This window comes from Pseudorhodobacter sp., assembly GCF_030452865.1.
In the GTDB taxonomy this organism is placed as follows: domain Bacteria; phylum Pseudomonadota; class Alphaproteobacteria; order Rhodobacterales; family Rhodobacteraceae; genus Pseudorhodobacter.
In genome coordinates this window covers 1-5,212 of record NZ_JAKDLJ010000260.1, presented here as the reverse complement: position 1 = coordinate 5,212, position 5,212 = coordinate 1, and the positions used below count along the sequence as shown (strand labels likewise).

General features: G+C 54.9%; 6 protein-coding genes and 1 pseudogene. 1 reads left to right on the top strand and 6 read right to left on the bottom strand.

All coding sequences use genetic code 11. The features are described from left to right. Nucleotides 1-48: 48 nt before the first annotated feature. Nucleotides 49-174: pseudogene (locus L0H65_RS13965) on the top strand (IS3 family transposase); the annotation flags it as partial. Between the two features lie 85 nt (nucleotides 175-259). Here L0H65_RS13965 and L0H65_RS13960 read toward each other — a convergent pair. From L0H65_RS13960 to L0H65_RS13935, 6 genes are all read right to left on the bottom strand, one after another. Further along, nucleotides 260-1,315, bottom strand: coding sequence for an ABC transporter ATP-binding protein (locus tag L0H65_RS13960; RefSeq protein ID WP_301459660.1), 1,056 nt, complete (start codon nucleotides 1,313-1,315; stop codon nucleotides 260-262). A 27-nt stretch (nucleotides 1,316-1,342) separates the two neighbouring features. Further along, nucleotides 1,343-2,353 carry a DUF2804 domain-containing protein gene (locus tag L0H65_RS13955; protein ID WP_301459659.1) on the bottom strand — a complete coding sequence of 337 codons (1,011 nt, stop codon included), beginning with the start codon at nucleotides 2,351-2,353 and terminating at the stop codon, nucleotides 1,343-1,345. Beyond that, complete coding sequence (locus L0H65_RS13950) at nucleotides 2,347-3,363, bottom strand: DUF2804 domain-containing protein (protein ID WP_301459658.1); 1,017 nt, start codon at nucleotides 3,361-3,363, stop codon at nucleotides 2,347-2,349. The genes L0H65_RS13955 and L0H65_RS13950 overlap by 7 nt, the downstream gene beginning before the upstream one ends. Beyond that, nucleotides 3,360-4,046, bottom strand: coding sequence for a GntR family transcriptional regulator (locus tag L0H65_RS13945; protein ID WP_301459657.1), 687 nt, complete (start codon nucleotides 4,044-4,046; stop codon nucleotides 3,360-3,362). The genes L0H65_RS13950 and L0H65_RS13945 overlap by 4 nt, the downstream gene beginning before the upstream one ends. Before the next feature lie 5 nt (nucleotides 4,047-4,051). After that, entirely contained in the window at nucleotides 4,052-4,900 is an 849-nt protein-coding gene (locus L0H65_RS13940) for a carbohydrate ABC transporter permease (RefSeq protein ID WP_301459656.1), read from the bottom strand. After that, on the bottom strand, nucleotides 4,900-5,212 hold a 313-nt coding region (locus L0H65_RS13935), incomplete at its 5' end, for a carbohydrate ABC transporter permease (RefSeq protein ID WP_301459655.1). The genes L0H65_RS13935 and L0H65_RS13940, both read right to left, overlap by 1 nt.

Here is a 5,212-nt window from a genome sequence, read left to right as displayed (position 1 = left end):
TTTTGAACACGCCGGGCACGCCGTTGTTGTATTCCGGTGTCACCATCAGCAACCCTCGGCTGGGTCGATTGGTTCACCAACCGTCGACTGCTTGGGCCCATCGGAAACACCCCACCAGCCGAGGCAGAAGAGAAATTCTATCCACAGCGCGACGTGCTCGACATGGTCGCGTGAAATGAAGCTATAGGTCTCCGGTGAAGCCGCGGCGATTCAGAGCTACGACGTTATCAATGCCCTTTTGCCCAGTAGAATCTGTTGATCATGAAGCGCGTTTGCCTATTGCAGTTGAAAAGACATGCAGATGTTGCGGATCGAAGCCGAGCGTGATGGATTGCCCCGGTTTTACTTCGGTTCGCCCCCGCACCAAGATGCGAAAGGTTTTCCCACTGGCCCGCGCTGTAATTTGGGTCTCCGAACCGGTAGGCTCTATCACTACGGCTTCCGCAGGCCAGCCGCTCTCAGTCAGAAAAAGATGTTCGGGGCGAAGCCCAACCGTCACTTCAGCACCGGCAGTTGCGATCTGGCGGCCAAGTGGCAACTCGGACAAATCGGGTAGCCGAAGCGATCCGTTGTCAGTCATCACCCCTTCAAGGAAGTTCATCTGCGGTGAGCCAATAAAGGCCGCAACAAAAAGGCTTTTGGGATTGTCATAAAGATCAAGAGGCGTGCCGACTTGTTCGATATGGCCACCGTTCATCACAACGATCTTATCCGACAAGGTCATCGCCTCAATCTGGTCATGCGTCACATAAACGGTCGTGGTAGACAGACGCTGATGCAATTCTTTCAATTCCGACCGCATCAAAACGCGTAGCTTTGCGTCAAGGTTGGACAGAGGTTCATCAAAGAGAAAGACGGTTGGGTTCCGCACAATGGCGCGGCCCATTGCAACCCTTTGGCGCTGGCCACCGGACAAGGCGCGGGGTTTGCGATCCAGATACTCGGCCAGACCAAGGATGCCCGCAGCCCCGTTCACCCTCTCATTGATCTCATCCCTTGGAAGCCTACGTTGTTTCAAGGCAAAACCCAGATTTTGACGCACTGTCATGTGGGGGTAAAGCGCATAGTTCTGGAAAACCATGGCAATATCGCGGTCTTTCGGGGCAACATCATTGATCACCCTATCTCCGATAATGATTTGTCCCGAAGCAACCTCTTCCAGCCCGGCGATCATACGGAGCAGCGTTGATTTCCCGCAGCCCGAAGGACCGACGAGGGAGACAAATTCTCCATCCGCAATATCAATGTCAATGCCGTGAATAACCTCCAGCCCGTCATAGGTTTTGCGCAGATCCCTTATCTCAACTTTGCTCATGTCATATCCTCAATAGTTTGAAAGCGGTTACCAGCGACGGTGGACTTCTTCAGCCCAGCCTAGCAGGTTCTCGATCTTGTAAATTTTGCCATCGGGAGCGGTGATCGTGCCGTTGTAGTGGCCAAAAGTCTGGTCCTCGCGGCTTAGAACGATCAGGCGATTGAAATTCGAATGGCGGTTGTAGATCGGCGTGAACACCAAGTCCGCACCGCCACCGCGCATTGTCCAAGGTTTCATGAAATCGGTGGTGTCGTATTGCCACTCCATTTCGTCGCTGATTTTGAAAACGCGCCCGTCGATGCGGATTGCGTTTTCGGTTGCGGGCGTGCCGTCAGTCCATTTTGCGCCAAGTTGCAGGCCAATCTCATGCCCGTCACTGATGCCGCTGGCGGAACCCCAATTCCACAGAATAGAATAGGGCCAACGCCCGCGCCCGTGATCAAGAGTGGCATAGGCATTTTCGGGTCGCACGTCATAGCGCCGCCCGTCGGCGATGACGTGGCCTTCTGCCTTCATGCAGTTATTTTTCCGCGTCAACTGAAAGCGTTTTGTATCCCATGGCACCACAACGCTCATGGATTCATGGTTTTCCGGTTCGGCAGCAAAGATCTCGATTTTGATCCGGTCAGAGACTAGCGAAAGCTGTGTCCCGCCTTCACCTGGTATCATCTGGACCTGTATTTGCTTGCCGGCACCGATTACAGGGCCTGCACCGGAGACTTTTGGCATGATGGGGACGCGCTTGCCCGGCAGCCAGTGGATTTCGGCCACCGAAATGGCCTCCTTGGTGCGAAGGTCAAGGAAAAAGCCAGCAAGTGTCACGCGGTAATCGCTGTGCGAAACGTTCAGCGCCACGATAAGATCGGGGGTCGAGATGCACCAGTATTCAAAACGCTTATTGCGCCCCCAGCCTTGCAGGTTGGCACGGATAAGCGGCCAGCGCGACCAGCCCACTGCTGCGGGATTCAGCCTACCATCAGCTTTACAAAGATCGACTTCCGATGTGATCTCAGGTTCTTTTGCCGCCGTCTTTACCATTTTCTGTGAACTTCCTCTGCCATGCCCGGCAAGTGTTTTACGGAGATAATTTCGCCATCATCGGCAACCACTTGACCATCAAAGTGGCCGAAGCATTGATCGCCGCGCGCCGAGATGAGCCAGCGGTTGAACATGTGATGGTGGTGGATTGTTGGAGTGAAGGTAAGGTCAACACGCGCGCCTCGCAGTGTCCACGGGCGCATGAAATCGGCAGTGTCGTAATCCCAAGTCAATTCTTCACTGATTTTGTGAACGCGCCCGTCAATCCGCAGACAATTTTCAGTTGAAGGGGTTCCGGCCGTCCATTTTCCACCAAATTGAAGCCCGATCATGCGGCCGCCAACCCAGCCATGGCCCGCTGACCAGTTCCAGCGGGTTGAATAGGGCCAGCGCCCGCGGCCGACATCATGCAGAGCGAAACATTTGTTGGGGTCAATGATATGGCGCACACCGTCCACAGTGACAGAGCCTTCTGTGCGTAAGCAATTGTTCTTGCGTGTATATTGAAACGTTTTGTCGTTCCAGGGCACCAGAACGCCCATGGATTCGTGATTGGGAGGTTCCGACACAAAGGCGTCAAGGGCCAAGCGTTCGGTTTTGGAACAGAGCCGCGTCCCACCGTTCTCGGGGGTAATGCGCACCTCAATGCCGTCAGCTTTGGCAGCCATCGGCTTTGGGTCGGTCGGGTCCGACATGGAATTGCGGGGCGGGAGCCAGCGATTGACGCGGTTCGCGACAATTTGCCCAGTCTTCAGATCCATAAAGGTAGACGCGACATTGGCACGATAATCGTGGTGGGAGATGTTCGCGGTGACGATAAAGTCCTCACACATCACACACCAATATTCGAAACGCTTGTTGCGCCCCCATCCCTGCAGGTTGTCTTGGTGCAAGGCGCGGCGTGACCAGCCAACGGCACGCGGGTTCAAACGGCCGTTGGGAAGGCACATCTGAACGTTGGTTGTAATCTCAAGTTCCAGTTTTGGGGCCGCGCCTGCGTCGAGTGTCATTTTACATTTTGTCCGTTCGCTTCGACGTCCATGCGGTTCAAAACCTCGATCAAGCGGTTGCCTGCACTGACCTCATCGAAATGGACAAGCCGTGCTGCCGCTTCAAAATCACCCGCGCGCAGGGCCGCACGGATTTCAAGATGGGCGTCAAGCGATTTGCGCAACCCATCGGGAATCGCCCGAAATCCATGCCGGAAAACCGCGGATTGCCCCTGAAGGATGGAAAACAGGCGATAGGTCCATTCCGCCTGGGGTGTATCGCACAGCAGGTCGTGAAAGCTGCGATTCAGCAATGAATAAGCCTCATAGTCATTGGCTGCGACCGCGCGTTCGCTTTCCTCAATGTTCTTGTCGATACTGCTCAGCCGCTCTTCGTCAAAGCTGCTTTTGCCAAATCGAATGGCCTGTGCGTTCAACATGCCGCGCAGTTGAAACACCTCGGACACATGCGCACTGTCGAGCGTTGCAACCACAGTTCCCTTATGGGCGTGGTGCCGCAACCAACCTTCCGTTGACAAGGCTTTGATCGCCTCACGCACGGGAGTTTCGCTCATTCCGATGGCATCTGAAACCGCTTTGGTGGTAATCGGGCTTCCGGCTTTCAGCTCGCCAGATAGGATCATCTGCTGAATATATTGCGCGGCAATTTCGGACTTGGTTAGATGGCTTTTGAATTTCAGCATGTGCGTTATCCCTTGGTGGCCCCATCAGACAGGCCTTTTATCAGCCACTTTTGGACCAAGAGCGCAAAAATAACCACTGGGACAACTGTTAGCGTCCCGACCGCTGTCAACGCCCCCCAATTCGCGCCATTGACGGTGTCGCCCGCAATACCCGCAATCGCCACGGGAATTGTTGAGGCGTTGCGATTGGTGAGGACAAGCGCAAACAACAGCTCCTCCCACGCAAGGATCACACTGAAGATCAACGTGGAAAGAATGCCGGGAAGGGAGATCGGCACGATGATTTTGAAAAAGGCCCCAAAACGGCCACAGCCATCCAACATTGCCGCTTCTTCAAGTTCCTTTGGCAGGCCCTGGAAAAAGCCCCGCATCAGCCACATCACATATGGGATAAGGAAGGTGCAATAGGCCAGAATTAGCGTGATATGCATATCTGTCAGGCCCAATTTCCGCGCAACGAGGAACATCGGTACGGCTAAAGCAATGGGCGGCACGCCGCGCGACATCAGGATAATCACACCAAATGTCACTGCCCCACGGATACGGATGCGGGCCAATGCGTAACCGGCCATGGTTCCCGCAACGATAGAAAGGACCCCTGCACCGGTCGCCACAATAACTGTGTTGACCATCCGCCGCATGATATCGGCACGGCTCATGTAACTGGCATAGGTTTCCAGCGTCGGATCGAACAGGAACACCGGTGGCGAAGTGAAAATGTCCTTCGGCAATTTGAAGGATGACAGCACCATCCAGTAAATCGGAAACAGGAACAATGCGGCCAGCACGATGCCAGCGGATACGCGAGCGAGATGGGCGATGCGGCGGCGACGCCATGTGGATGATTGCGACATCAGAACCGGTTCTCCAATTTGCGAGTGCCGATCAGGAACACCCCGGTGAGCAGCATCGTGGCAATCAGAACAATCACCGCCATCGCGGCGCTTTCGGCAAACCGCAGGGATCGAAACGCCTGCTCATAGATATAAAGGTTCACAACACTGGTCGCGTCCCCGGGGCCGCCTTTGGTGGACGCCAGCACAATGTCGAACATCTTTACCGCACCGAGCCAGCGAACGATGAATGTTGCGGCAATGATGGGAAGCAGCAGGGGCAGGGTGATGGACCAGAGCTTGGTCCACCAGTTGGCCCCGTCGATATCAGCA

What these genes read in the sequence shown, in the direction of transcription:
- L0H65_RS13940 (WP_301459656.1), bottom strand. Translation starts at nt 4,900, where the DNA reads ATGTCGCAATCATCCACATGGCGTCGCCGCCGCATCGCCCATCTCGCT.
- L0H65_RS13950 (WP_301459658.1), bottom strand. Translation starts at nt 3,363, where the DNA reads ATGACACTCGACGCAGGCGCGGCCCCAAAACTGGAACTTGAGATTACA.
- L0H65_RS13960 (WP_301459660.1), bottom strand. Translation starts at nt 1,315, where the DNA reads ATGAGCAAAGTTGAGATAAGGGATCTGCGCAAAACCTATGACGGGCTG.
- L0H65_RS13955 (WP_301459659.1), bottom strand. Translation starts at nt 2,353, where the DNA reads ATGGTAAAGACGGCGGCAAAAGAACCTGAGATCACATCGGAAGTCGAT.
- L0H65_RS13945 (WP_301459657.1), bottom strand. Translation starts at nt 4,046, where the DNA reads ATGCTGAAATTCAAAAGCCATCTAACCAAGTCCGAAATTGCCGCGCAA.